This window comes from Streptomyces sp. NPDC002868 (genome assembly GCF_055563295.1).
The window spans coordinates 36,224-60,545 of record NZ_JBVHDR010000016.1; the positions used below are offsets into that span (position 1 = coordinate 36,224).

The following is a 24,322-nucleotide window of genomic DNA, read 5'->3' on the forward strand; positions in this document are numbered from 1 at the left end:
GGGGGGGGGGGTTGGGTTGGTGTCGATGGGGGGCCCCGGGGGGGGGGGGGGGGGGCCTTGGGGGGGGGGGGGGGGGCGGCGCACGTGTCCCGGGGCGGCCCCGCCACTCGTCATACCTACGTGGTCTTCGGCAGGACCCGGTGGTCCTCAGCGGGGGTCGGTGACCCTCAGCAGGACTCCGTGAGGTACTTCTCGGTGGGACCGAGCAGATGCACGGCCCATACGGTGTGCGTCTTCACGTACGCGTCGGGGTTGAGGATGTCCTGGATCTGCTGGCCGGGCGACTCCTCCAGGTGGGCGGACTTGACGTGCTGCAGCAGCACGCTCAGCGTCCCGTCGGCGGTGGCGCCACCGCCGTCGACCGCGGGCGTGAGGATCGATTCGAGCCAGACCGTGTGCATCTTGATGTAGCTGTCGAGATTCAGCGCGTCCTGGATCTGCTCGCCCGGCGACTCCTCCAGGTGAGCGGACTTGAGGTGTTGAAGGATCGGCAGCAGGACCTGCTGGACGCTGTGGCACTGGTCGTCGGAACCACCACCGCCACCCGTCGAGCCACCGCCACCCGTCGCACCTCCCGAGTTCGCGCCGCCGGAGTGGGAGCCGCCCGACGTGCCACCGGTGTGGCCACCGGATGAACCGCCCGTACTGCTCCCGCCGGTCGACCCGCCGCCGGAGGTCGAACCCCCGGATCCGGAGCCACCTGCGCCCGATCCGCCCGAACTGCCGCCGGAGTTGTCGTCCACGACGGTGATCTGCGCCTTCATGTCCGGGTGCACGGCGCAGTAGTACGAGTACGTGCCGGGCTTGGTGAAGGTGAATGACCAGCTCTCGCCCTTCTCCAGGTTGCCGGAGTCGAACTTCTCCGGGCCGCTGGTGGTCGTGACCGTGTGCGGCGCGGAGTCCTCGTTGACCCACTTCACGGTCTCGCCGACGGAGACCGTCAACTTTGGTTGTGCATAGGCCATGTTCTTGATCACGATGGTGTGATCGGCTGCCTTGTCCGACGCGGCCGCGGGGTGTGCCTCCTGTGCCGCGGCGGGGGCGGCGGTGTCTCCCGCCGGGGCCCCGCTTGCCGACTGGAGCAGCGCCAGACATGCCACGGCGGTGACCGCGGCGGCCAGTCCACCGATCAATAGCGCGCGATTGCCGCGCCGGGATGGCGCCCTGCGGCGCCGGGTTTCTTCATCCTGCATGAGAGCACGAACTCCTTGCAAAGGGGGACAGTTGGGACTGTCAGCGACCGGGGGCGGCCGTGACGAGCAGACTCGCCGCGCCGAGGACGGCCAGGACGAGGCCCGTCTCCGCAGCAACCGAGTAGACGAAGGGCCGTACGGTGGCGCTGTCGCCCCGCAGCAGTACGGCGATGTCGAGCCGGGTGCGCACCCAGCTCCGGCTGCGCTGCGCGACGAGCAGCACGGTGGCCAGCAGCGCGACCTTGACCAGCAGCAGCCGCCCGTACGACGTGTCGAACAGCGCCCCGAAGGACCCGAGGACCTGCCAGGACAGCACGACTCCGGCTGCCGCGACGGCCGCCACCGACACCCCTGCGAGCGTGGAGTAGCGGTGTACGACCTCGGCCAGCTCGTCCGGTCGGCGCCGCGGCAGTACGCCGACCAGCAGCACTACGAGACCGCCGATCCACAGCGATATGCCCAGCAGGTGCACCAGATCGGCGACCGCACCCCAGCCGGGGTGGTTGCCCTCTGTTGCGTGCCCGGACATACCGACCGTGCGCAGCAGGCCCAGGCAGACGACGGCCGCGCCCACCCGCCAGCCGGGCGAGCGTGCGGTCCGCTCGCCGCCCTGCAGCACGGCGGCCAGTACGACAGCGGCCAGCAGCCAGAGCAGTGCCCGCGCGGCCCTTACGATCCCGGCCTCGCCGGCCAGCGCGTCGGCGTACGTCGCCGGCTCGAGGGCGTCACCGAACGATCCCATGGCGGCGTACGCAGCCTGCAGCCCGGTGCCGGCCACCGTTGTGGCGAGCCCGCACACCCAGGCCAGGGTGAGGACGGTGCGGGCCCGGCGGACCTCGCTGCCCTGCGGCCATAGCAACGTAAGGAATCCGAGGCTGCCGACGAACAGCGCGAGGGCGAGGTATTCGACCCAGCGTGCGGCGGTGACGGAGTCCCGCAGTGCGGAGGAGGACGTCGGGACAGCATCCTCGCGGCCACGATCCGCGGGGGCAGCGGCGCCTACCTGGAAGGAGACCTTTCCTGCAGTGGCGTGGCCGTCGTGCTCGTCGGCCACCCGCCACACCAGGGTCAGCCGCTTGCCCGCGGCGCCCACGGAATCCGGGACGGCGACTGCGACTGCTTGAGGGCGGCGGGCATCGGGCCGGGTGACTGCCAGCTTCTTGCCATCTGCCGTCACCCGCACTTCCACCGGATCGACGGGCTCACTGAAGGTGAGCCGCACGGCGCTCGGGGAGTGGTCGAGCCGGGCGCCGTCCTTGGGGTTGGAGGAGGTGAGTTCGGTGTGGGCGGAGGCCTCGGGCGCACACAGCAGCACAGCGATGAGGGCGAGAAGGACGGCGCTCGCTCGGCGGACTGTCATAGCGTCGCCTCCGCGCCGGCGCTCGGCACGACAGGGGACACGACACCGGACATGAGGCCGGTGCACACGGGCGGAGCCGAGGCCGCCGCTGCGGATGAAGGCGAGGGCGAGGGCGAGGGCGAGGGAGTGCCGGGAACAAGGAGGCTGTTCAGCAACCCCTTCACGGGCCCGACGACACCGTTGAGCAGGGGCTGCACGAGGTGCACCTCGCCGTCCCGGCACGCCTGCGACTCGGACGGCGAGGGACTGGGCGACGCCGGCGCGCCGGGACCAGTCGGATGGCCTGCGTGGCCCCCAGGTTCAGAGCTGTGATCGTGCGCGGATCCTCCGCCGGGCGCATCCGTCACCGGCAACATCCCATCTGCGCCCGCGCCTTGCACCCCACTACCGGTGACGGGTGCATCTGTTTCGGGGGTATCCGCTTCGGGGGACCCTGCGGCGGGCGGCGGCGCCGACGGGTGAGTAGTCGGCGGTGAAGCACTGTTCACGGCGCCGGCCCCAGGAGCGCCGATGCCGGAGGCGTATCCAAGGACAACGACCACCGCCGCGACAAGCACCCCCGCAACGACCTCGTCACGGCGATCCGCCGGCCATGACGCCCTGGGAATGAAGGGCATGGGCACTCCTGTCGTGGTCACATGAGTAGCGATGCGAAGGAGTGGAGCGGTGCGACGATTCCCCGGCACTACGCGTCAGTTAATCGAGGGTGCATTACCCCTCTCTCAACACCTGTCTTCCCTGTGAGAACGGACAGCTCCACCGAAGGCCCCGCATTAACACCCGTGAACAAACAGTGAATTCGAACGCGCTTCGGGGATCTCTTTTCAGAATCACCAACTATGCATATGCCGCCTGATCTTGAGGCCGACCGTCCGCCCCTCTGGGCCAGGTCACGCTGCCCCGAAGCGCCGGGCCGGGGGCGGTGCCGACGAGAGAAATACTGCGCGGCCAGAAGGCGGGAGAGGTCCTTGGTGAGGCGTCCACGGAGTTTCGCGTCACCTGCCTCTGATCGGCTGTAGACGTGAATGAACCGGAGCCGATCCCCATGTGCGGAGGCCGGCTGGTCCAATTCCTCGCGGAAGATGACTGAACGCGGGTCACGTTGCCCTGCAACGACACCACACTGTTTGCGGCCATGAGCCGACGGCTAGGGCTGTCTTAGAAGTAGCGCCGTCCGCCCGCAGGGCGGGCCCTGCGGCGTCTGGTGCGTGCAATCGCAAGGCGGTGGGGGCACCCCGGACGAAGTCTGGGGGAGATCGCCCTCGTACTGGGCGTACTTGGGCGACTGCGACAACATCGCGTGGGGGCACCTCCCAGCGGTAGCTGGGGGGTGCGTGCCAGGCGTCGCGGGGCTGGGGGCACATCGCAGGCGAAGCTCTGGGGGAGGGCTTCTAAAACACGCGCTAGGCGGGCGTGTCGCCCTCCAGGCGGCGCAGCCGCTCGGCATCGCAGGTCCGAGGGCAGGTGATGCACGCCTCGGCAGGCCGGATCGTGTAGTAGAGGCAGCAGCCGAGTCGGGTACGGGTCGGGTACGGCTGTCCGTCGCGGCCCGTCAGCCGCCGGAAGTCGGTGCCACCGGGGAACGGCGGGATGGGGCCGGGCAGCAGCTCCCCGGCTGACCGCATCGCCTGTTCCTCCTGCCCGAGCATGCGGCCGAGGTACCAGATGCCGGAGATCAGGTCGTCGCCGACCATGCCCCACAACGCCCGGGGGCCGCGCCGCAGTTGCGGGCCGATCGCGGCCAGTAGCGGCCGTATGTGGTCGGCGACCGCGGCGCGCAGCTCGGCGCGCAGCGCCTCCTCGTGCATCAGCACCCGCACCCCGGGGAGCCGGGCCGCCGGGTCGTCGGGGAGGCAGGCGAAGCTGCCGGGGACGACCTCGAACTCTCCGGTCACCAGGTCGATCCGTACATCCCGAGGGCGAATTCGCGGCACGCGCCGCTCCAGATACCAGGCGCCGCTCATCAGCAGGCAGATGGACCAGAGGTAGTCGTGCAGCGCGCGGGATGCGGCGACGTCCGGACGGGCGGTGTGCTCGTACCGGTCCTGGACGCGCGCGGCCTCGGCGTCGATGAAGGCGTCGAGCAGTTCTGCACAGTCCGCCAGCTCCGCGCCGTCGACCCAGCCTTGGGCCACCCCCGATCCGGGGGCGGCCACCTCTACGTGCAGCGACTCGCAGTGCACGAAGAGGCGCCGGTAGGTCGCGGCGAGCAGAGCGGAGGCGCTCACGGCGGGTCCGACCACCGGAAAAGCCGGGGTCAGAGTCATCGACACTCCTCAACCACATCGGACAGGGGTACGGCAAGGCAAGGCTCACCTTACCTATACGGATCACGTCTGCAATCAAGCGGACCCCGTGGCGCGGCGCCAGGTTGACAAGGTTAGGCATGCCTAACTTAAGCTTGTCGATCATGTCCAAAAACGAGTCGGTCACCCTCCCAAGTGGCCCATCCGCACGGCGGATCCCGCTACTCCTCGCCGGTCTCGGCGCGTTGACGCTGTGCGCCGCTCTGAGCCTTGCCCTGGGTGCCCGATCGGTACCGCTGTCCACCGTGGTCGACGCCCTCTTCAGCGACGGGCACGGCCGGGACGCCATCGTGGTCACCGGGCTCCGGCTGCCGCGTACCGTCGTCGGTCTGGCGGTCGGCGCCGCGCTCGGAGTCGCCGGGGCAGTCGCCCAGGGCATCACCCGCAATCCGCTCGCCTCGGCGACCACTCTCGGCATCAACGCGGGCGCGGGCTTCGCCGTAGTCGTCGCGATCTATGTGCTCCATCTCACCCGCCCCGTCGAATACTTGTGGTTCGCGTTCGCGTTCGCGGGAGCCGCGGCCGCGGCGCTGTTCGCCCAGGCACTCGCCCGGCGCTCCGGTGACCTGGACCCGGTACGGCTCGCGCTCGGCGGCACCGTGCTCCAGCTCGTTCTCATGTCCTGGATCTCGGCCGTCATGCTCGCCGGTCGGCGCACACTGGACGAGGCCCGCTTCTGGCCGGCCGGTTCGCTGGCCGGACGCACCCTCGACGGCCCCGTACGCCCCGCGTCGCAGAACTCCGCCGACCCCAAGACGACCATGCTGGACGTCAGCCCGGAGCAGATCGACAAGGCCGAGGCCGACCTGATCTTCGTCACCGTCGCCGACTCCCCGGAGAAGACCCTGCAGAAGCGCGTCACGTCCAACCCGGTCTGGAAGGACCTGAAGGCCGTCAAGGACAACAAGGTCTTCACCGTGCCGGACGAGACCTGGATGTCCGGTATCGGCGTCCAGGCCGCCGGGAACATGCTCGCCGACGTGGCCAAGGCCACCGGCGTATTGCTCCCCAGAGCTGATCCGCAGCCGGGGGCGGACCGCTGCCCGGCCCGCCCCCGCCCTCCTCGCCGTCCCCGCAACTCTTCGCTCGGAAGGGGTCTTTGCCCATGCGGCTCTACTTGCTCGCCCTCAACCCCACCGACTCGGTCACCGAAGGCTTCCTCCCCGCCGCCGCTCGGCTCGGCCTCGACGTCACCGTGCTCACCGACCAGCCCGAGGCCCACCGGCGCGTCTACCCGGACATCGAAATCCTGGAGTGCGACGTACGCGACTTCCGCACCGTCATCACTCGGATCGCGACCCACCACACCCCCGACGCGGTCTTCACCAACAGCGACCACCTGCAGACCCAGGCTGCCCTGGCCGCCGACTACTTCGGCCTCCCCGCCAAGAACTGGCAGGCCGCGCTGCGAGCCAAGGACAAGGCGCACATGCGCCGCCACCTCGCCGCCACAGGCGCCGACACCGTATGGTCCACCGAACTCCCGGCCGGCCAGGACCCGGCCTCGCTCATCGCCCTCGACGTGCCGTACCCCTGCGTCGTCAAGCCGCGCGAAGGCGTGGCCAGTGAGGACGTCGTCCTGGTCGACGGCCCCGAGGACCTCGTGGTGCGCTGCAAGGAGATCCAGGCGCGTCGGCCGCAGACCGCGCTGGTCGTCGAGGAATACCTCGTCGGCGAGCTCTACACGCTGGAGACGCTCGGTGACGGCCGGATCCGCCATGTGCTGGGCGGGTTCCACACCGAGCTGTGCCCGCCCCCGTACTTCATCGAGGAGCGCCTCACCTTCGTCCCCGCGCATCCGGAGCCGATTGTCGAGCAGGTGCTGGCGCAGCTCGACGCGCTCGGAGTCGGGTTCGGCGCCTGCCACACCGAGTTCGTGGTGCACGACGGCCGTGCCCGCATCATCGAGGTGAACTACCGGGCCATCGGCGACCAGTGCGATCTGCTGCTGGCGCAGCTGCTGGACATTCCGCTCTTCGAGCACATCCTCCGTACGCATCTGGGCGAGCCGCTGCCCGCGGACCTCGGTGCGCGCACCGACGGCCGGGCCCTGCTCGAATGCCCCTGCGCCGAGCGTGCCGGGACGCTCAGCGTCGCCCCTGGCGCAGCCGATCTGACGGTGGACGGCGTCGCGTTGACATACCGGCCGCTGCGCGAGGTCGGCGAGCGGCACGAGCTGTACGGCACGAACCGCGACTACGTCGGCATCGTCCGGGCCACCGGCACTGACCAGGAGACGGTGGACCGGGTCGTGGCCGACTTCCTTGCCGCGCAGCACTGGGAGATCGCCCCGTGACGGGGACGACCACAGCCCTCGACACCGAGACGGACGACCTGCTGCTGCGCGTGCTCAGCGCGCTGCTGCGCGAGGACGTCGTGGGCCTGCGCACCCGCAGCACACAGGTCGAGCGGCCCGACGGGCTGTGGCTGCGCCTGGAAACCGGAGACGGCGATGCGCTGCTGATGCCGGTTCGCGAGGACGGATTCCAGTGCGAGTCCGCCGCGCGACTGCCCCTGCTGGAGCGGGAGTCCGACGGGGCCGAACTGACCAGCTCGGACGAGGCTCTGGCCGCGCTGAGCGCCCTCGCCGACCCCGCCGACCTCGGCGGCTTCGACGCCTTCGCCGAGGAATGCAGGCAGACCCTGGCCACCATGCGGCTGCACGGCGAGTCGCACGACGAGGTCACCGCCCGGCTCACCGCCAGATACGGCCCCGACCCTGCCGACTGGACCGGTCTCGGCGGCGCCCTGGCGCACGACACCCTCGCAGCCCACCTCGACCACCCGGTCTACCCGACCGCGCGCGGCCGCTCCGGCCTCACCGGGGACCAACTGCGCTCGTACGCACCCGAGTTCCACCCGCGCTTCGCGCTGCGCTGGCTCGCCCTGCCTCGGGAAGCGGTCACCATGCACCGACCGGACGACGACGCGGAACTGTTCGGCCTGTGGCCCTCGCCCGCTGTGATCGGGCTGCCGGAACTCGACGGCAGCCACATCGCCTTCCCCGTCCACCCGCTGACTCTCGGGGCACTACTGCGGGACGCGCTGCGTGCCACCGGCCTCGAGGACCGCGCGGTCCTGGCCGACCGGCCGTACCTGGATGCCGTACCGACCCTGTCGATGCGGACCGTGGCTCTCGCCTCGGACCCGGCCCTCCACCTCAAACTGCCGCTGGCCACCGCCACCCTGGGCCTGCGCAACCGCCGAACCATCAAGCCCGGAACGCTGGTCGACGGCGCGGCCGGCCAACGCCTGCTGGAGACAGTGATCTCCCGCGAGCCCCGCTTCCGGGGCACCGTGCTGCACGCCGACGAGAGCCGCTTCGCGCACGCCGGACACGAACTCCTCGCCGTACTCTGCCGCCGCTACCCGGCGGGTCTCGACGACGCCGACGTCGTGCCGATGGCCGCGCTGCTGAGCCGGGCACCCGGTGGCCGACTGCTGATCGACCATCTCGCCGACCGCTTCTACGGCGGCGACCCGATCGCTCTCCTCGACGCCGCCCTGACTCTGCTCCTCGACTGGCAGACCGCGCTCTTCGGCTATGGCATCGCGCTGGAGTCCCACCAGCAGAACATCTCGCTGGTGCTGGACGGGCACGCGGGCAACCCGCGCATCCGGCTGCTGCTGAAGGACAACGACGGGCCGCGCATCAACGCCGCCCGACTGCGCGAGACCCTCGGCGCGGACGCCCCGGACCCGGACGAGTTCGACGACTCCCGCATCTTCGGTGAGAGCGACCGGCCGGTCACCGACCTGTTCAACACCATCACCGTCCACCTGTGCGCGGGCGCGTACGCGTTCGGGCTCGCCAGGCACGGCCGCGCCCCGCTGGACCGGCTGCTGCGGCTCGTACGGGACCGGCTCACCGAGGCCGTCGAGCGCCTGGGTACGGGCCCGGGCGAGCCCGGCGCCGTACTGCGGGCGCACGTGTTGGACGCGGACCGGCTGCCGGTGAAGGCAATGGTCACCGCGGGGACTCTCCTCACCAAGGAGCGCTCGGGCGCGGCCGACATCAACAAGCACTACACCACCGGTCCCAACTACCTGCTGGGGGGAGCGTGACCGGCGATGACCACCGCAACTCCCGAGGCCCGGCTGACGGGTAACAGCGGCGGCAGCAGACCGGAGTTCGGCCGCCGCCAGGTGCACGCCGTGGCCGCCTGCTACTTCGTGGCGTCCTTCGCCGCCCTGGGCCTGCCCCCGTACCTCACCGCGATCCTGCCGGAGCTCGGTGACAAGACCGCTCCTTCGGCCCCGCCTCGCCCGTGCTGACCGGCACCGCTGTCGCCCTGGCGACCGTCCTGGCCGTCGCCCTTCCCGCCCTGTTCCGTCGCTCACCCCGCATCCGCTGGAGCCGTTGATGTCACTGCCCACCGGCACTGCCCCTGCCTATTCCTCCGCCCCCGCCGGGCTGCCCACGGCCGACCTGGCTGTGGCGCACACCCTCCTCAACTGTCTCCTCCGCGAGGTGTCCGGCCCCGAGCACCAGACCGCCGTCGACGACGGCCACCTGCTGCTGCGCCTGCCGCGCCGTGGGGTGCTGCTCCGGGTGGCGCTGCGTCGTACGTCCCTGCTCGGCGCACACCGGTTCACCGGGCCGGTGACCGAGCACCGCGACGGGGGCAGGGACTGGGCCGAGGTGGGCTGGCTGCGCCTCGCCGAATACACACACGCCGAGCTGTCGCTCCGTACGGGCGTCAGCAACGAGGAGTTCCTGGAGCAGATCGTCTCCAGCCACCAGGGGGTCTCCGCCGCTCTGGCCGCACGGACCGGGGCCCCCTCCCCGGAACCGTCCGACGACTGCCTCACCACCTACCTCGAATCCGAGCAGTCGCTGCTGCTCGGCCACCGCTTCCACCCCACCCCCAAGGCCCGCAGCGGCGACCCGGCTTCCTGGTCCGCGTACGCCCCCGAGGCCGGTGCCGTCTTCCCGCTGCGCTACCTGGCCGTACGCGAGCACCTCATCGCCGAGGAGAGCGCCGAGCCGGGCGCGGCCGCCCCGCTCGACCGGCTGCACCCGGTTCCCGAGGGCTACCGGCTGCTGCCCGCGCATCCCTGGCAGTACGAACTGCTGCACGAGCACCCGGAGCTGCGTGCCGCCCTGGAGCGCGGCGACATCCTCGACCTGGGGACCGGCTGCGCGCCCTTCGCCGCCACCGCTTCCGTGCGGACCCTGTACGACGGCGACATCTTCCTGAAGTTCAGCCTCAACGTCCGTATCACCAACTGCGTGCGGAAAAACTCCAGTTACGAGCTGTCCGGCGCGGTCGCCCTCACTCGCGTCCTCGAACCGGCCCTCACCGACATGGCCGCCCGTTTCCCCGGCAGCGCCATGCTCCGCGAACCGGCTTACCGCAGCCTGGCCCTGCCCGGGCCGGACGGCCGCCCCGACCTCGCATTGCTCGAAGGTTTCGGCGTGATCGTCCGCGAGGGCCTGTCGCACCGGCTGCTGCCGGGCACGACCCCGCTGCTCGCGGGCGCCGTCGCCGACGAGTACCCCACCGGCCCCGGCCACATCTCCCGGCTGCTGGTCGGCGCGGGCCCGCAGACCGCCCTGGACTGGTGGCGGGCCTACCTGAAGCTGCTCCTCCCGCCCGTCCTCGCTGCGTACTTCGACTACGGCCTGGTGCTGGAGCCGCACCTTCAGAACGTCCTCGTCTGCGTCGACGGCGACGGCATGCCGGCCCAGGTCCTCTTCCGCGACCTGGAAGGCACCAAGCTCGTCCCCGAGTGCCACGCCGACACCCTGGCCGCTCTGCCCGCCGAGGTCGCGGGCCCGATGACATACGACGCGCAGCGCGGCTGGGACCGGGTCGTCTACTGCCTGCTGATCAACCACGTCGCCGAGATGCTCGCCGCCCTCGCCGACCTGTACCCGCAGACCGAGGCGGCGCTGTGGGGCGAGGTCCGGGCCACGATCCAGGCGTACGCCGACGAGCACGGCTGCCCGCCGCGGCTCAGCGCGCTGCTGGCCGGCGTACCGCTGCCCGCCAAGGCGAACCTGCTCACCCGCTGGGAGCGGAAGGCCGACCGCGAGGCCGGCTACGTCCGGCTCCCCTCCCCGTTTCCGCTCGCCGAACACGTGCTGACCGGAGCCGCCCGCAACGACGACTCCTGGAGCGCCTGATGACCCCTCTGGTGCGCGACCGCGCCCTCACCCTCGCCTCGGACGAGCTGCCCGCGTACCTGTACGACCTGTCTGCACTGCGCGACCACGCGGCCGCCGTACGGGCAGCACTCCCTCCGCGGGTGGAGCTGTACTACGCCGCCAAGGCCAACCCGGAGCCGGAGATCCTGACGGCGCTCGGCCCGTATGTGGACGGCTACGAGGTCTCCTCGGGCGGCGAGTTGGCCCATGTCAGCAAGGCCGTGCCCGGCCGCCCGCTGGCCTTCGGCGGCCCGGGCAAGACGCCGACCGAAATCGCGGCCGCACTCGAACTGGGCGTGGAGCGCTTCCATGTGGAGAGCGAATACGAACTCCATATGCTGGCCGGCCTGGCCGCCCGCGGGGCCCCGGATGCGCGCATTGCCGTCCTGCTCCGCTTCAACCTCCCCCTGTCCGCCGGCTCACTGGAGGGCAGTTCCCTGGCGATGGGGGGCCGGCCGACCCCGTTCGGCCTCGACCCGTCCCAGGCGGACGACGTGGTTCGCCTCCTCACCGACGGTACGTACCCGCAGTTGGAGCTGCGCGGCATCCACGCCCACCTGGCCAGCGGCCTGGACGCCCCGGAACAGCTCGCGGTGGCCGAGTCGATCGTGACCTGGTCGCTTGCGCTGGCGGAGCGCCACGGGATCCCTCTCGCCGAGGTGAACGTCGGCGGCGGCATGACGGTCGACTACGCAGCACCGGCCTCCCGCTTCGACTGGGCGACGTACGGCGCAGGCCTCGGCCGCCTCACCGACGCCCACCCCGGCCTTGTGCTCCGCATCGAGCCGGGGCGCGCCCTCACCGCGTATTGCGGCTGGTATGCCACGGAGGTGCTGGACGTGAAGCACAGCCACGGCGAGGAGTTCGCGGTGGTGCGGGGTGGTACCCACCATCTCCGCACCCCAGCGACGAAGGGCCACGACCAGCCCTGCGCGGTGCTTCCGTCGCGGCAGCCCTGGCCCCACCCCTGGCCGCGCTCCGTGGCGCAACAGGAACGGGTCACCTTCACCGGTCAGCTGTGCACCCCCAAAGACGTCCTCTCCCGTCAGGTCCCGGCGGCGGGCCTACGGGCGGGGGACCGCGTGGTGTTCGCACTGGCGGGCGCGTACGCGTGGAACATCTCCCACCACGACTTCCTCATGCACCCCCGGCCGGGCTTCCACTTCTTGGGGATGCACGACGACTGAGGCGAGGCGGGGGGTGCGGCGGCGTGCCCACGGACCGGGCCGGTCCTCGCGCATGCCGGGCCGTGGAAGGGACCGTGTGAGTGGCGCTCCTGCATTCCGACGCAACCGGCACGAGCGGAATCGGGGTGGGTGCTGCCCAGAAGGCGGCCGCTACCGTGAGCCCATGCCACACGCCTCCGCGCTCCTCGTCATCGACATGCAGAACGCCCTGGTGGCCATCGCGCACCGGGCCGCCGAGACTGTCGCCGCGATCACCGGGCTCCGCGAACGAGCCAAAGCCGCTGGCGTACCGGTCGTGACGATCCAGCATCAGGGTGACGGAATGGAGGCGGGGACCGAGGGCTGGCGGATCGTGCCCGAACTCGCGCCCGGCGCCGACGAGGCGGTCGTCCACAAGACCAGCGCGGACAGCTTCCTCGACACCGATCTCGACAAGACCCTGAAGGTGCTGGGAGTCACCGAGGTGGTCGTCACCGGGTTCGCGACTGAGATCTGCGTGGACACCACGGCACGGCAGGCGCTGAGCCACCGGTACGACCTGGTGCTGGTCGCCGACGGGCACACCACGTCCCACCGGCCCGACACCGGCGAGTACGCCTCGCCGAAGCAGTCGATCGCGCACCACAACGAGATCTTCCGGCACATCGACTTCCCCGGGCGGAGCATCCGGGTGCTGCCCGCGTCCGAAGTGGACTTCGCTGCGGCTCAGAAGCCGCGCAGGTAGGTGTGTGCTCATGGGCGGCGGTTCGGGCGTTCGTCCCAGGGGAAGCGGTTCGGCTCACTCGCTGCGGGCGCGGGCGGCGAGCAGGGCGGCCAGGGTGCACGGTGCCGAGCTTCAGCGACGGAGCGAGCCAAGGAGGCTCGGTCATCACGGCGTACGCCGACAAGACCGGCCCGAACGTCTCCCACCGAAGCGCACGCCCAAGGACGTCCATCCGCACGGGCCGACGGCGCGGGCCGGTCCGCTCGGAGGCCGGAGAGCCGTCGTCGGGGTGGTCACTCATGCGGCAGCGGCTGGCTGAGCGCTCACCGCTCGCATTTCTCAGGGACCCGCCCGCGGAGATTGTGGGCCAGTGCGGCGAGCCGACGCGGCTCAGCTGTTCGCCCCCGGCGGGCTTGGACCGGTCGGCTGCGTACGTGCCGGGCTGCGGCAGAACCCCTCAGAATGCGAACGGCACCCGAGTCCAGGTCAGGACCTGCTCGCTTCCTGGGTGGACGGTCACCTTCAGGTAGTTGGTGCCGTTGCCCGACCCGTCGACGGTGACGCGGGAGAGGTTCGGGGCTGCGGTCCTGATGCCGTAGAAGGAGAGCCACTTGGAGCCGGTGTCCAGCGGCTTGTCGCTGTTGTAGGCGTGGCTGTCGCCGTTGAACAGGTATACCGGTCCACTGAACCTGGCCGACTCCTCGGCGATCGTACGGACGATCGGCTGGAAGGCGTCGTAGTCGGCGAACGCGGGATCCGTGACCGTCGGGTCGAACATGTCGGCCTGAGTGAGCAGGGCGACCGCCTTGTTGTGGTTGCGGCGGGCCTTGTCGAAGGTGTCATGGATCGACTGCACGGCCGCGGCAGTACGTCCCTTGACCTCTGCGGCCTGCTCCGGGGTGGGTGCGGTGTTGCCGGTCCACGGCGCCATGCCGTTGTTGCTGCCCACGATGTGCACGGCGGCGAACGCTACGCCGGCTCGCCTGTACGTCACGTTCTCGGGGTAGCCCGTGCCGGCCCCCGAGGCCACGCGGACGCTGTCCTGACCGAGTGTCCAGCCGGGTCGAGGGAAGAACACCCTCCGGATCGCGGCCAGTCGCTCCAGCGGGTTGTACGGACCGGCGCTCGGCCGGTGGCAGTCGGTCCACTCGTTGTCGCCGGGGGTGTAGACCAACGGATCCTTGAATTTGTCGAACTCCGACCTGATGAGCTGGACGTACTCGTCACTGCAGACCGACGAGCCGCTCTTGATGTCACCGAGGTGTGCGACGAGCCGAACGTTTGGGTCGGCGTTGATCTGAGCGACGACCTTCGGGAACTCGGTGACCTGGGCATCGCCGTACGGAATGTCACCGATCACCGCGAAGGTGAAGGGCTGGTCCTCGGGGCCGGCGGACGCAGGCTCGGCCGAAAGAGCCAGGGCCAACGCACTCAAGGCAATTGCCGCCGATGCGGCACGGCGCCACGGTCTCATCGCACATCCTCCTGTGGTCTACGGCCTTCCAATGTCCCGGCATGGCGTGAACTGGCGGCCCGGACCAGGAGAGCGATGGGTGAACAACGTCCGAGGGACACCGTCGCGCGTCCGGCGCCGCTCGGCGTGCGCGCCGGACGATTTCGCCGACGTAGGTGCCGAGTGCGAGCAGCCGTGGACCCAGCTCTGCTGCGAGGAGCCCGTCAGCCACCGCCACTCCGTGATCCCTGTGCTCGTCCATGAATTGCTCGATGTCCAGCAGGCTCTCCGGTGTGAAGTCCGACTGGTATCCGTCGCTGTTGAGAGCGCGGGCGCCCGCTCGGCCTCGGTTAGGGCATCCCACCCTGGAGGCGTGTCCAGAGGCGGGCGGGCGGGAGCCGGAGTCGGAGCTCAGCCCAGGTCCTCGGGTAGGGCGAATTGTTGCCGAGTCGGCCACCGAGGCTGCCTGGGTGGAGGCTGGTTCGAACCGGTGCCCGGGGTCTGCTACAGCGGTATGTGGATGTCGAGGACGGGCCCTGTCGTGCGGGTGCGCGGCGCATCCAGACTCTCCAGGACGTGGAGCATTGGTACGTTGACCGCGGCTACCGACGCGGTCAGGGTGTGGTGGCCGGCCCGGCGGGCCACATCGGCCGCGTGCGAGGCCAGCGCGGTGCCCAGGCCCTTGGACTGCCAGGCGTCCTCGATCAGCACGGCGAGTTCGCCGACCCCTTGCTGATCGGTGCGCATGACGTTGGTCATGGCGATGATGCGGTCCGTGTGCTGGGCGGTGGTGGTGACCAAGGTGGTGCCGCGCTCCGGGTCGGACAGCATCTTCCATCCGGCCCGAGACAGCTCGGGTTTGCCCGCGTGATAGCGCAGGGCGCGGCTGCCCGGCGAGCAACGGCGGTGCAGCGCCTGGATGGGGCCGAGGTCAGCGTCGGTCAGCTCCCGGGTCCGGGTGTCAGTGCCGTCTGTCAGCGTGATCGGGTGTGCGGTCCCTCGAGGCCCGGCGTCGGGCATTTGGCCGTCTCCTCAGATTGCGAGCAGGACTGATGTGGGCGGAGCCCCTGCGGGGCGCGTGTCCGTCTCTGGCGCAGGAGCAGTCTTTTGCCGCTGCCCCGGTCGGCTCAAGGAGGGTTCAGGCCATATCGATCACGTTATGCGCATGCCTGGTCACGGAACGGGGTGGAGTGGCCGATCACCGGCTTGAGCGGACCCAGCCGCGTCCGGTGGGCAGGCCGCTTCTTCTGCCGCTCGGCCGCGCGGTTCTTCGCGTTGTCCGGTCATGGAAGCCACCGGCGACTACGGCTGTTCGGTCGACTGCTTCGCTGGCTCAACTGCAGAATGGCCGCGGCGCACTCGCGGCGGTGGGACGCCGCGACCTTCCTGCGGGTGGCCGAACAGCGGCTGAAGTGGTCCGCCCGGCCCTTGTCTCCCGTGCGGCGGGAGTCACCTCGCCAGGGACGACCGGATGTTCTGATTGAGCCGGAACAGATTGGTGGGGTCGTACTTGTCCTTCACCTGCACGAGCCGGTCGTGGACTGCCTCCGGATACGAGGCACGTACCTTGTCCTCAGCCGCGTCACCGGTGAAGTTGACGTACATCGCACCGTCGCCGTGGCGGGCTATCTCTTCCCGTGTCTCGCGTGCCCAGGCGGTGTGCCCGTCGAACCCCGTCGGTTCGGTGGAGCGCGCGATCACGTTGCACAGGACGCTCGCGTCACGCTTGCTGAAGGCGGTCCCGTCCGCGGGGACGCGACCGTAGGCGCCGCCGAGCTGGTGCAGGTGCAGTTCGCTGGCGGGCGTCGGAGTGGTGAGGTGCAGGCGCGTCAGCGCCTCGACAGCGCCACCTTGTGATCACCTGCCGTGCTTCGGCGAGGGGGGTTCTCGTCCGCACTGGCGTGCACCAGTCGGCCATCTGCGGTGACGGCATCGGCTGCGACCAGATTGTCGCTGGTCAGGCCATGACGGCGGACCAGCCAGCCCACACCACCGCACGTTGCCGCCAGGCACCGAAGTGCATGGGGTGTGATCTCTCCTGCAGCAGCCGGATCCCGATGTCGAGCTCAAGCAGCGGACGGGGCCTGAAGCCAGGTGAGTGCGGGCCAGGTTCTGGGCCTTTGCGTGGCCTTCCTTCGGGCCAAACCGAAACGAGTCGACGCAGCCATGCCGGTAGTCCAGCCTGAAGTGGCAATCCAGCACGCCGGACCAAAGTCATACACACCGGCCACCACACCAGCGAGGCCGCGACCGGAACGGGGGTCCGGTCGCGGCCTCGCGCCGGACGGGCGATCCGCAGCACCCCGTTCTCGCCCGGAGCACCCCCCGCGCACTCGGATGCCGCTGCTCCGGGTCCTTGCTCAGCGCCCGCGCGACCACCGCGTCCACCGCCGCGGGCACCGCCGGGTTGACGGCGGACGGCGCGGGCGCGGGCTCCTGGACATGTTGGTAGAGCACGCTCATCACGGACCCGCCGCCGAACGGCAGGCCCTTGCCCGACAGTCCTTTCCCGGGCCACCAGAAGTCGCCCAGGGCAGCCGTCTCGCAACAGCCCAGCACAACACCCCCGCACGGCCCTGGGTATGGGGTAGACCCGCACCACCAACTCGCCCTCTACGAGGTCGATATGTGTACACCGTTTGAGGAATCCAGCACTAGGGCTCGCCGGCCGGTGTTCCCAGGCTCGCCGAGCTGTTCAGGCCGGTGTTCCAGAGCTCGTCGAACCGGACCATCCGGTCGTTGACGTACCGCTCGCGCGCGTCCAGCCTGGTCCTGGGGTTGACGTACTGGAGGTCCGTGATGATCTCGAAGTTCAACTCTCCGTCGAAGATGACGACGTCGGTTGTCTCGCCGACCACGATGCTGGACGGAAGCTCGGACAGGACCACCACACGGACGTCGATGCCGACCCGCCTCTGGGTGTCGCAGATGACGTCCAGGTCGGCGTTGAGTTCTACGGGATCCTTCACGATGAACAGGCGCCGCACTCTCACCCCGCGCTCGATCGCGGCGCGCTGTACCCGCAGGTAGTGCTTCGCGGGCTCGGTCTTCCAGAAGGCGAGGTCCACGAAGCTGCTGGTAGCGTCGATGGTGCTGCGGGCGCACCGGGTGAGGGCGATCAGCCAGTCGTTGTTCTCGCCCGCCCAGTCGGCGGTCTTCGAGGTCAGCTCCGTCATGACCGACGCGAGGCGCTCGATCTCGGCCCGCGCGAACGCCTGCACGATCTCGGGGCCCTGTGATCCCACCTGAGTGGCGCTCCTGACCAGCCGCGTCACGTCCCCGGCGTCCATCCCCGACCGGTCCAGCCCATTGAAGAGCCCGGTCACCTCGCCGACGCGCTGGAAGCCCCGGTCGACCAGGTCGGTCACCTCCCGGTGCTGCGTGGCCAGGTCCTGCCGCAGGTCACGCCGGTGCTCGTGGTGACCGGTCTCCACCGAGGCCAGGCGCTGCTCGAAGTCGACCATGTATTGGACGATCAGCGCCGCACCGCCGATGACGATGGACACGGCAAGTTTCCACAGTTCGTCCTGGGATTGGTTGATCAAGTTGGTGATCACGTATGCGATGGTGGCCACGACGATGGTGACCAGGGTCTTCAGCACGACCGGCGAGATGCGCAGACCGCCCGCCGTCGGACCCGGTATTCCCGGCTCTCCGTCCATTCCTGCCTCTCCCCGCCGGATTCTTCGTGGGCCGCGCGGTCAGCTCGAGGTCAGCGCCTCGCGCAGCAACGGGATTGACTGGAGGGCCAGTTGGTCCCGGATTCGTTGGACCAGGATCCGCCACTGCCGGCTGAATCCCGGTTCCTGTTCGAGTACGTCCCAGATCCCGGCCAGCCTGCGGTCCACCCGTGCCCCCGGCAGCCACAGATGGAGCAGATGGTCGACGGCGGGGCGCAGCGCCACCACGGCGGCCTGCCCCGTCGCGGATCCGAGCCGACTGCTGTCCAGCATCCGTACGACGGTCGTCAGCAGCCAGTCGTGGAGGGCGAGGTCCTCGCACAGGCCGACGACGGCGGAAGGCTCCACAGTCTGCGGAACGCGCAGTTCCAGGAAGCGGTCGCCCTCCTCGGCGAGCGTGAGCCGGACGATCGAGGCGTCCTCTCCGTCCGGGGGCCGCAGCGCGACCCAACGCAGCCTGGTACGGCGGGACTTGAAGGGGGTCTTCTGATCGAGCAGGGGGTGGCGCAGGAGCCTGGCGAGCAGGTTCTCGGCGATCCCTCCGAGGTCCAGATCCGCTCGCCTGCCACCCGTCAGGATCCCTTGCGCGACGGCCTGTTCGGGCAGCTTGCCGACCGGCTCCAGCACTCCTGGCCGTACCAGGTAGTGACCCCACGGCTGCCGCAGGTCGGGGCCCCGGGCCGGGGCCCGGAAGGAGGCGCTGGACTGGAGGACTCGGCCCTCGGTGAGCGCCGCGCGGGTGACCACCGTACCGATCGCGCGCACATTGGCACCGTTGGCCGCGGGCAGCCGGCAGTCGACCCCCGTGAGCGTGTCGGATGAGCGGGTGTAGGCGTTCGGGCGTTCGGAGACCAGGACGCGTTCGTCGGCGCGCAGCTTCAGGAAGTGGGCGGCGGACAGGCGGTCCAGCGCCTGGAAGGACGGCAGGAGGCAGGTGCGCACCTCGCCGCAGATCAGCGCGGGGCGCGTGGTGTCGCTTCGGGTCGCCATGTCAGAGCTCCGCCCGGAAGATGTACGAGACACGGTCGGCGATGGCGTCGGGCACCGGGGTGCCTTCGGCGGCCGAGCGCTCGGCGACCTGCCCGAGCGCCTCGGCGTCCACGTCGGTCTGGTCGAGGATGACGCGCACCGCGTGCTCGACCGGCAGGAACCGGGCGGGCAGCAGGGAGCAGGTGCGGTACGCGCTGAAGGGGGCCGCGGAGTCGTTGAGCCGTACCAGGGGCGGCAGTTCGTCCCACTCGGCCGGGAACTCCGGGGCGATTTGGGGGCGCGGGGTGAGGACCGGCATCCCTTCGTGGCGCAGGAGGCCGAGGCGGGCCAGCTGCCAGACCGCCGCGAGGAAGGGGCAGGACCAGGTGCGGACTCCGTCGGTGTCGTCCCACAGTTCGACGTCCGCGTAGACATTGTGGCGGCGGGCCGCCGTCTCGTGCGGCGGCTGCCAGGCGGTGGCCGCCTGCATCGCCTGCGGGGAGCGGCCGGGCGTCCGTTCGCCGTTGGCGAGCCAGCCGGTGCTGCTGACGGGCGGGCGCCGGCCGTTGCTGCCGGCCGGCGGGGACTCGACCAGCCGGCCGGCGACGGCCTGTGCGAGCGGGATCTCGTCCGCGACGGCGCAGCCGGACTCCCTGGCCAGGTAGTCGATGGTCAGCCCCGCCCGGTCCGCCTCCGCGAGGAGCGTCGGCACGAGTTCGGCCGGGGAGGAGAAGCGGGTGAAGTAGTCGTCGATCAGGAAGCAGGTGCTGATCCGCGGGCGGCGGCCGCCGGTGCGGGCGGTGGCGCGGGCGGCGTCCGCCCAGGGCCGTAGCTGCGCGAAGTGCCGGCGCAGCCGTTCGGGCCCCTCCTCGAAGTCCTCCATATACAAGTGGCCCAGTTCCAGGGAGAGATGGGCGAGCGGGATGGACTGGGTGCGGGACTGCGCGGTGGTCTCCTGGAAGACGGCGTCCGTCACGGCTGCCCCCACAAGGAGTCGTCGGTGAGCCTGCGGGCGAGCTCGGCCAGCGCGTCCCAGGTCTCCTTGTTGGCGATGTGGCTGTCGAGCACGTCCGCGTCGGTGATGAGCTGCTCGCGCCACTGGAGGACCGGCTCCAGCGGCACCGTGCCGAGCACCCTGGTGTCACCGATGCCGTGGGCGGAGGCGAGTCGCCGCAGGTCGGTGTCGACGCGCTGCATCCAGGCGGACTGGGCCGGCGACACATGGGCCCACAGGGGGGATTCGGGGTCGGGCACCGCGGCCCGTACGAAGCGGATGGCCTCCCGCAGCGCGTCGCCGTCGTGCCCGCGGGCCACGCCCGCGTCCAGGATGCCGTTCGGGCCGAAGACGAGTCCGGCGACCGCGACCACGTGCTGCCGGGTCCAGCGGTGGAAGACCAGCCAGCGTGCCGTGACCTCCCGCATCTCGGGCCGGGCGGTGGCCGCCAGCACCATGTCCACCGCGTAGCTGCGTCCGGCGCTCAGGTCCACGAGGACGAGGTCGAACTCGTTGTTGAGGCGGAGCAACAGGTCGACGCAGCGGTGCAGTTGCTCGTCGTCCACGGCGAACTCGCCGCCGTTGACGTCCCCCGGCAGCAGGACGAGCCGGCCGGCGCCGTTGGGTTTGTGGCGGAGTACCGGATGCTGGGTCTCCCGCCAGATATCGAGGCGGGAGGGGTCGCTGATCTCCCCCTCCAGGTAGGAGTGCAGACCGTCGTGTTCGACGCCGCGGGGCAGCACGTCGAACACGGTGGTGGCCGTGGGCGAGCCGAAGTCGAAGTCGACGTAGCACACGTCGTCACCCTCGAGCGCCCGCTGGTAGGCGAGGTTCCCTCCGGTGACCGAGCGGCCGGTGCCTCCCTTGTCGGAGGCGGCGAAGACGAGCACGGGTCACTCCCTCTCAGCGTTGGACCGGGCACGGACCAGAACGTCGAGGTCGCCGAGCACCGACAGTGCCAGGGCGCAGGCGGTGCCCGGCCGTTCCTTCACGATCGTGCGGGCGCGCAGCAGCTGGTCCTCGACGCGCCTCAGCGCTCGCGCCTGCTCACCGTCGACGGCCGGGGTGTAGTGGAGCTGTTCGAGGCCCAGCAGATGGGTCGACTCCCCGAGCAACGCCTGGGCCAGGGAGGTGAGTCCGGCACTGGGAATCGGCGGCTGCTCGTACAACCGGCGCGCGGCGACCATGCATTCGGTGACGCGCTCGGTGATGCTCCAGGACACCGGTTCGCCGCTCCTGTCCGGGAGGTCCGGATAGACGGAACGGACGGCGTCCCACAGGCCCGCGCCCTCCCCCTGCTGGATGCGCCGGGCCCACAGATGGTCGGAGATCTCCTCCGCGAGGCGCAGCAGGCGGCCGTGCGCGGCGATGTTCCGGGACAGGGTGCACAGCTGGATGGTCCGCTTGAGCAGCTGGGCGGAGAAGTCGGTCATGGTCCACCGCATCGGCGGCCCCAGGGCCTCGCTGCCCAGCAGGGGCAGGGCTACACCCGGGTGGTGGAGGCCGGTGGCCGGGTCGTCGCGGGTCATCCGGCTGGTGATCCGGCCGCGCTCGGCCAGACGCACCATCACGTCGACGGTGCGGGTGAGGTCGTCGTCGGTGGCACGGCGGCGTTGCAGGTCGTGGACGAGGATCGAGGCGACGGAGAGCGAGAAGTACTCGGACTCCAGGCGCTGTCCGGTGACACGCCAGGGGATGTCCTCCAGCGGCCAGCGCTCGGCGTCGAACCGTGCGATGCCGGACCAGTACTGCTGGGTGATCTCCCAGCGCAGGCGTAACGCCTCGGCGAGCCGCTGCTGTTCGGGGTTGAGCAGTCCGAGGGTGAGGGTGCGGTCGGAGAACAGGTCCTGGATGCCGTCCAGGGCGACGACGGTGAAGTAGAGGTACGGCAGGGGGTCGGCGACCCCGTGCGGCTGCGGCCCGACCTGTTCGGACGTGTCCACCTCGGGCGCGTCCCTCACCAGGCCCCAGGCCCAGCCGCATTCGAAGAGCCGCCCCGGATCGCCCAGGTCCTCCTCGACGTCGACACCGAGGAAGAGGCTCTCGCGGATGGTGGCACGCAGCGCCCCGAGGCGCCGCCGGAACCTCTCCTGGACGAGCCGCGCGGGCAGCCGTCCCTGGCCGAGGAGTTCGCAGAGCGTACGGCCCCGGGGGGACTCGGCGTCGAAGACGTTGACGGTGAACGAGCGCAGCAGGCTGATCATGGCGGCGGTGAGCCGGATGCTGCTGGCCTCCCTGAGTTCCTCGATCCGCGCCCGGACGTCCGCGCGGTACGTCATGTTCTGGTACGTCCTGAGGAAGCCGAGGGTCGCGAGGCACAGGGTGACCGACATCGAGTAGGAGTCGACCACTCCGAGTTCCCGCTGCTCTCGGGTGAGGCTGCGGCCGCTGTCCTGAACGGTGAAGGAGGAGCCTCCCGCGAACGTGGGTTCCTTGTCCTTGCCCGTGTGCACGCCCATGAACTCGTGGACGGCGGCCACGAGCCGCGCGGGGATCTCGGTGCGTCCGCCGACCCTCGCGAGGGCCCGCTGCACGTCGTGCTCCGTGGTGTCCGGGTTGTCGAGGCGGAATCCCGGGATCTCGGTGGCCGGGTACATGAGACAGAGCAGGCGCTCGGCGTCCGCGACACTGCTGAGCCCGCCCCATTCCCCCCACGACCAGGCACCGTCGTCGAAGGAATGGCGGGCGATCGCCTGCCAGATGTCCAGCAGGTGCTGACGTGGCTTGATCCGCATCCCGGTGCCCTCTCACAGATCGCGTTGCCCTGTCGAAGAACCCTTAAGAATTACCCCTGCCGCGGAATCCGCAAGCCACGATCATGGACGTATAGCCTGGGCGCACCAGCTGGCCGGGCTGGCCGACTCGGAAGATCATGAGCCCTTCGGCATGGTCCTCGATGGACGCGTGGATCTCCAATTCGCTGACGTCACATGCGGGAAAGTGCGTCTCGCCGACTTCGTATCCCTCGGAATGCTCCATGAACGCGGCCGCGAAAGGCGCACCGGGTGTGAGGGAACGCATGAAGCATCCCGTGGCCTGCTGGAACTGGTCGTGGGACGTCGAAAGGGATTCCGCGACGAAGAACATGGTTCCGAGCGACCAGTGTTCCGGCCTGTCGTCCAGGTCGAAGAGGTTTCCCTGCTCGACCCGGGTGACCTGGGCGAACCGCTCCCGCGGGTCGCCCAGGAGCTTGGCGTACGCCTCGTCATGGCACAGCATCTCCCAGAACGCGTCCCAGCTGCGGTCGTAGGAGAGCTGCTGTTTCCGGAGATAGCGCGTATTGGGCACCGAACGATCGAGCAGCGTGATCTGGTCGCACCAGGGCAGCATCGCGAAGGCCGGGTAGAGATTGGCTCCGGCCCCGACGTCGATCCCCCGGACCGGGCGGTCCGGATTCCTGCGGAAGTGATCACTGAAATGGGTGCGGACGAGCGAAATGATCTCCGCGTCGGCCGGGTGCACACTTCTGTAGTTGCGACTGACGTAGGCCAGTGGGTCGAATGCGTCCCAGGGTGCGTCCGCGTTCAACTGCGACGGGCTTCCCGGTGATCCCAGATGCATGCCCCAAGGTATCAACGGGGTCCCTCCCGCGGGCCCACTCTCACCTGCCTCTGTACCACGACGGATGCATGGGGGGCGCATGGCAGCAACCGGCCGCAGGCTCTTCATCCCGGGACTTGAACTGCCCTGCCCGAACGAGCAATTCTGGTCGAATGTCAGCTCTCCGCCCGCCCCTGGTGATACGTCCTTCCTGCGAGGAGGATCTGCCGGAGATCCACCAGCTCGACAACGAGGTCTTCGAGAACACCCCGTACCCTCTCTTCGTGCTGCGCCAGTTCTTCGACATGTACGGAGACCATCTGCTCGTCCTGGACGACGGCGTGTCCCTCCACGGGTATGTCCTCGCCTCGGCGCCCCGCAACACGCGCAGTTGGATTCTGGGCCTCGGCGTCTCCCCGCACCTGCGCGGGAAGGGGATGGGCCGCCGACTGCTCGTGGAGATCCTCCACCGGTTGCGGTGCGAAGGCGTGCGCGAGGTGCGACTCACCGTGGATCCGGACTATCAACCGGCCATCGATCTCTACAGGTCACTGGCTTTCACCCCCGCCGCCGAAGGCCGGCGCAGGGACTACTTCGGACCGGATGAGGACCGGCTGCTCATGATCCTCTCCCTCTGATCACGACCGGATGGGCCGGGCCCCTGCCCGCCGGCACCCTGTGCCGGACCGAATCCGGTTCGTCGGGGCGGTGCGGGGCGTCCGGGGTGACCACTGCAACACGGGTGCCGCCCCGACCGGTTCGTCCAGATGGCGAAGGCGTCCCGCA

At 70.1% G+C, this 24,322-nt stretch carries 18 protein-coding genes and 3 pseudogenes; 8 read left to right on the forward strand and 13 right to left on the reverse strand.

Going from position 1 to position 24,322, the window contains the following annotated elements:
• Nucleotides 1–167: 167 nt before the first annotated feature.
• The 4 genes and pseudogenes from ACZ3H8_RS33935 to ACZ3H8_RS33950 all read right to left on the reverse strand — a co-directional run bounded on the left by ACZ3H8_RS33935 (nt 168) and on the right by ACZ3H8_RS33950 (nt 4,820).
• A complete protein-coding gene (locus ACZ3H8_RS33935) occupies nt 168–1,193 on the reverse strand; it encodes a cupredoxin domain-containing protein (protein WP_467408291.1) in 1,026 nt (341 codons plus the stop codon).
• A 40-nt stretch (nt 1,194–1,233) separates the two neighbouring features.
• Entirely contained in the window at nt 1,234–2,553 is a 1,320-nt protein-coding gene (locus tag ACZ3H8_RS33940) for a copper resistance CopC/CopD family protein (RefSeq protein WP_467408293.1), read from the reverse strand.
• Nucleotides 2,554–3,238: 685 nt separating this feature from the next.
• A pseudogene (locus ACZ3H8_RS33945) lies at nt 3,239–3,673 on the reverse strand (hypothetical protein); the annotation flags it as partial.
• 283 nt (nt 3,674–3,956) lie between these two features.
• Nucleotides 3,957–4,820 carry a (2Fe-2S)-binding protein gene (locus ACZ3H8_RS33950; RefSeq protein ID WP_467408295.1) on the reverse strand — a complete coding sequence of 288 codons (864 nt, stop codon included), beginning with the start codon at nt 4,818–4,820 and terminating at the stop codon, nt 3,957–3,959.
• Nucleotides 4,821–4,963: 143 nt separating this feature from the next.
• Here ACZ3H8_RS33950 and ACZ3H8_RS33955 point away from each other — a divergent pair.
• From ACZ3H8_RS33955 to ACZ3H8_RS33985, 7 genes and pseudogenes are all read left to right on the forward strand, one after another.
• Nucleotides 4,964–5,872: pseudogene (locus ACZ3H8_RS33955) on the forward strand (iron chelate uptake ABC transporter family permease subunit); the annotation flags it as partial.
• Between the two features lie 92 nt (nt 5,873–5,964).
• Nucleotides 5,965–7,155 carry an ATP-grasp domain-containing protein gene (locus tag ACZ3H8_RS33960; protein WP_467408298.1) on the forward strand — a complete coding sequence of 397 codons (1,191 nt, stop codon included), beginning with the start codon at nt 5,965–5,967 and terminating at the stop codon, nt 7,153–7,155.
• Nucleotides 7,152–8,924, forward strand: a complete 1,773-nt coding sequence (locus tag ACZ3H8_RS33965) for an IucA/IucC family protein (RefSeq protein ID WP_467408301.1) — start codon at nt 7,152–7,154, stop codon at nt 8,922–8,924. The genes ACZ3H8_RS33960 and ACZ3H8_RS33965 overlap by 4 nt, the downstream gene beginning before the upstream one ends.
• 6 nt (nt 8,925–8,930) lie before the next feature.
• A pseudogene (locus tag ACZ3H8_RS33970) lies at nt 8,931–9,107 on the forward strand (MFS transporter); the annotation flags it as partial.
• Nucleotides 9,108–9,222: 115 nt separating this feature from the next.
• Nucleotides 9,223–10,989, forward strand: a complete 1,767-nt coding sequence (locus tag ACZ3H8_RS33975; RefSeq protein ID WP_467408302.1) for an IucA/IucC family protein — start codon at nt 9,223–9,225, stop codon at nt 10,987–10,989.
• Complete coding sequence (locus tag ACZ3H8_RS33980) at nt 10,989–12,197, forward strand: type III PLP-dependent enzyme (RefSeq protein ID WP_467408303.1); 1,209 nt, start codon at nt 10,989–10,991, stop codon at nt 12,195–12,197. Before ACZ3H8_RS33975 ends, ACZ3H8_RS33980 begins: the two co-directional genes overlap by 1 nt.
• Nucleotides 12,198–12,360: 163 nt before the next feature.
• The gene (locus ACZ3H8_RS33985) at nt 12,361–12,921 is read left to right on the forward strand and encodes an isochorismatase family protein (protein WP_467408306.1); all 561 of its coding nucleotides are present in this window, start codon (nt 12,361–12,363) and stop codon (nt 12,919–12,921) included.
• 436 nt (nt 12,922–13,357) lie between these two features.
• Here the strand turns inward: ACZ3H8_RS33985 and ACZ3H8_RS33990 are convergent, their stop codons facing one another.
• The 9 genes from ACZ3H8_RS33990 to ACZ3H8_RS34030 form a co-directional block, all read right to left on the reverse strand.
• Nucleotides 13,358–14,374 carry a metallophosphoesterase gene (locus ACZ3H8_RS33990; protein WP_467408307.1) on the reverse strand — a complete coding sequence of 339 codons (1,017 nt, stop codon included), beginning with the start codon at nt 14,372–14,374 and terminating at the stop codon, nt 13,358–13,360.
• 483 nt (nt 14,375–14,857) lie between these two features.
• On the reverse strand, nt 14,858–15,373 hold the full coding sequence (locus ACZ3H8_RS33995; RefSeq protein ID WP_467408308.1) for a GNAT family N-acetyltransferase: 516 nt from the start codon (nt 15,371–15,373) through the stop codon (nt 14,858–14,860).
• A 429-nt stretch (nt 15,374–15,802) separates the two neighbouring features.
• Nucleotides 15,803–16,054 (reverse strand): BBE domain-containing protein, encoded by a 252-nt coding sequence (locus ACZ3H8_RS34000; RefSeq protein ID WP_467408311.1) that lies wholly within the window; start codon nt 16,052–16,054, stop codon nt 15,803–15,805.
• A gap of 953 nt (nt 16,055–17,007) precedes the next feature.
• Nucleotides 17,008–18,015, reverse strand: coding sequence for a DUF6879 family protein (locus ACZ3H8_RS34005; RefSeq protein WP_467408313.1), 1,008 nt, complete (start codon nt 18,013–18,015; stop codon nt 17,008–17,010).
• A 39-nt stretch (nt 18,016–18,054) separates the two neighbouring features.
• Nucleotides 18,055–19,023: an SCO2521 family protein gene (locus ACZ3H8_RS34010; protein ID WP_467408315.1), complete on the reverse strand. Its 969-nt coding sequence runs from the start codon at nt 19,021–19,023 to the stop codon at nt 18,055–18,057.
• A gap of 1 nt (nt 19,024) precedes the next feature.
• Entirely contained in the window at nt 19,025–19,978 is a 954-nt protein-coding gene (locus ACZ3H8_RS34015) for an SCO2522 family protein (protein WP_467408316.1), read from the reverse strand.
• The gene (locus ACZ3H8_RS34020; protein ID WP_467408317.1) at nt 19,975–20,886 is read right to left on the reverse strand and encodes an SCO2523 family variant P-loop protein; all 912 of its coding nucleotides are present in this window, start codon (nt 20,884–20,886) and stop codon (nt 19,975–19,977) included. Before ACZ3H8_RS34020 ends, ACZ3H8_RS34015 begins: the two co-directional genes overlap by 4 nt.
• Before the next feature lie 3 nt (nt 20,887–20,889).
• The gene (locus ACZ3H8_RS34025; RefSeq protein WP_467408319.1) at nt 20,890–22,731 is read right to left on the reverse strand and encodes an SCO2524 family protein; all 1,842 of its coding nucleotides are present in this window, start codon (nt 22,729–22,731) and stop codon (nt 20,890–20,892) included.
• 43 nt (nt 22,732–22,774) lie between these two features.
• Complete coding sequence (locus tag ACZ3H8_RS34030) at nt 22,775–23,557, reverse strand: SCO2525 family SAM-dependent methyltransferase (RefSeq protein WP_467408321.1); 783 nt, start codon at nt 23,555–23,557, stop codon at nt 22,775–22,777.
• A gap of 152 nt (nt 23,558–23,709) precedes the next feature.
• Between ACZ3H8_RS34030 and ACZ3H8_RS34035 the strand changes: the two genes are divergently transcribed.
• The gene (locus ACZ3H8_RS34035; RefSeq protein WP_467408323.1) at nt 23,710–24,174 is read left to right on the forward strand and encodes a GNAT family N-acetyltransferase; all 465 of its coding nucleotides are present in this window, start codon (nt 23,710–23,712) and stop codon (nt 24,172–24,174) included.
• Nucleotides 24,175–24,322 lie beyond the last annotated feature (148 nt).